The sequence below is a fragment of the Streptomyces muensis genome, from assembly GCF_021474425.1.
Classification (GTDB): domain Bacteria; phylum Actinomycetota; class Actinomycetes; order Streptomycetales; family Streptomycetaceae; genus Streptomyces; species Streptomyces muensis.
This window is the reverse complement of the sequence record NZ_JAKEIP010000514.1, coordinates 1-2,420: the sequence shown is the minus strand read 5'-3', so window position 1 is coordinate 2,420 and position 2,420 is coordinate 1. Positions and strand designations below refer to the sequence as shown.

Genomic DNA, 2,420 nt, shown 5'->3' with positions numbered 1-2,420 from the left:
GGAGCAATGCTCATGACCTGTGGATCGACCTCAGGCGGACGCGAAGGGCGTACCTTCCCGAGTGATCGACTTCTGGTCATCGAGTAGGCCGACGTTGCACCGTCGGTCGGGAAGGCACGCCCGTGCTGAGCGTAGTGAATGCCGATGGAACGACCGAGACCGGCTCCCTGATCGACCACATTGTCCGCGAGGGTGCAAGGCGGATGCTGGCCGCAGCCCTGGAAGCTGAAGTCAACGCCTATATAGCCGAGTTGGCTGACGAACGCGACGAGTGCGGACGCCGCTTGGTGGTCCGCAACGGCTACCACCAGCCGAGGGAAGTCACGACCGCGGCCGGGGTGGTCGAAGTGAAGGCCCCGCGGGTGAACGACAGGCGCATCGACGAGGCGACCGGCGAGCGCAAGCGGTTCTCCTCAGCGATCCTGCCACCGTGGTGCCGCAAGTCCCCGAAGATCAGCGAGGTGCTGCCCCTGCTCTACCTGCACGGCCTGTCCTCCGGCGACTTCGTGCCCGCACTCGAGCAGTTCCTCGGCTCGGCGGCTGGCCTGTCGCCGGCCACCGTCACTCGGCTCACCACGCAGTGGCAGGCTGACCACGCCGCGTTCAGCGAGCGCGACCTGTCCGGCAGCGACTATGTCTATGTCTGGGCCGACGGCATCCACCTGCGTATACGCCTGCGCGAGGCGAAGTCGTGCGTGCTCGTGCTGATGGGCGTGCGTGCGGACGGCACCAAGGAGCTGATCGCTATGAGTGACGGCTACCGTGAATCAGCCGACTCCTGGGCGGATCTGCTGCGCGACTGTGCTCGGCGTGGGATGCGTGCTCCCGTCCTCGCGGTCGGTGATGGGGCGCTCGGCTTCTGGAAGGCCCTGGCCGAGGTGTTCCCCGAGGCACGGCATCAGAGGTGCTGGGTTCACAAGATCGCCAACGTCGCGAACGCTCTGCCGAAGTCTGCCCAGCCCAGCGCGAAGAAGGCCCTGCAGGAGATCTACAACGCCGAAGACCGCGACCACGCCCTCCAGGCCGTTGCCGAGTTCGCCAAGACGTACGAGGCGAAGTTCCCCAAGGCCGTCAAGAAGATCACCGACGACACGGACGAGCTGCTCGCGTTCTACGACTTTCCCGCTGAGCACTGGATCCACCTGCGCACCACGAATCCCATCGAGTCCACCTTCGCCACGGTCCGGCTCCGCACGAAGGTCACCCGGGGTGCCGGCAGTGCGGCCGCTGCGCTCGCCATGGTCTTCAAGCTCGTGGAGTCCGCCCAACAGCGGTGGCGGGCCGTGAACGCACCCCACCTCGTCGCTCTCGTCCGCGCCGGAGCCCGATTCGAACGCGGACACCTCGTCGAGCGCCCCGAAGCTCAGGCAGCCTGAACTGCCCCTTGATCCATAGGATTTGAGCTGTTACTCGCGCTACGCTGCTGCGTCGTGCAGAAGACGCGCCTCGACACTGCTCGGATCCGGGCGGCCCGCCAGGTGATCGACCCGGTTTTCCTCGACACTCCGCTGTACCGCTGCGAGGCGCTGGAGCCCGGCCTCGGGTGCACGGTGAGCATCAAGCTCGAAACGGCGAACCCGGTCCGCAGCTTCAAGGCCCGCGGCACCGAGGTAGTCGCGAGCCTGCTCGCCGAGAATGGCTCACGAGACGTGGTGTGCGCCAGCGCGGGCAATCTTGGCCAGGCCCTCGCGTGGTCCGGTCGCGGCCGGGGGCTTGAGGTGACTGTCGTGGCGTCCCGCTTTGCGACTGTGGCCAAGCTTGACCGCATCCGCGCGTTGGGCGCCAGGTTGGAGCTGGTGGACGGCGACCACGAGATGGCTCGCGAGCGGGCGGCGGCCATCGCGCGCTGCGACGGCATCCGGCTGGTCGAAGACAGCCTGGACATCGAGACCTGCGAGGGCGCGGCAACCATCGGCCTGGAACTGGCCGACACCGCGCCGTCGTTCGACGCCGTCCTGATCGCTCTCGGCGGCGGTGCGCTGGCCACCGGTGTGGGTCATGTGGTGAAGGCCATGGCGCCCGAGGTCGAGGTGATCTGCGTCCAGCCGCTGGGCGCACCGGCGATGACACACTCGTGGCGCAGGCGGCGCGTCGTCACCACCGACTCGACCAACACGATCGCTGACGGCGTCGCCGGCCGGCGTCCCATCCCGGCCGTCCTGGACGACCTCCTCCTGGTCGCCGACGACGCCGTCCTGGTCCAGGAGGCGTCGATCATCGCCGGTATGCGGATGCTCCTCGACCACGCCGGCCTCGTCGTCGAACCGTCGGCCGCGCTCGGCATCGCGGCGATCCTCGCAGACCGCGACCGCTTCGCCGGCCGACATGTGGTCACCATCGTGTGCGGCAGCAACGTCGACGTAGACGCCTATCACCACTGGGTCGGTGCGGCTCCCGTCCACAGGTCTTGACAATTATTC

General features: G+C 67.7%; 2 protein-coding genes. Both read left to right on the top strand.

Translation table 11 applies throughout. The annotated features are described in order from the left end of the window. Positions 1 to 122: 122 nt before the first annotated feature. Positions 123 to 1,376: an IS256 family transposase gene (locus L0P92_RS43845; protein ID WP_234768715.1), complete on the top strand. Its 1,254-nt coding sequence runs from the start codon at positions 123 to 125 to the stop codon at positions 1,374 to 1,376. A 54-nt stretch (positions 1,377 to 1,430) separates the two neighbouring features. Continuing rightward, a complete protein-coding gene (locus L0P92_RS43840; RefSeq protein ID WP_234768714.1) occupies positions 1,431 to 2,411 on the top strand; it encodes a threonine ammonia-lyase in 981 nt (326 codons plus the stop codon). The last annotated feature ends 9 nt before the right edge of the window (positions 2,412 to 2,420 follow it).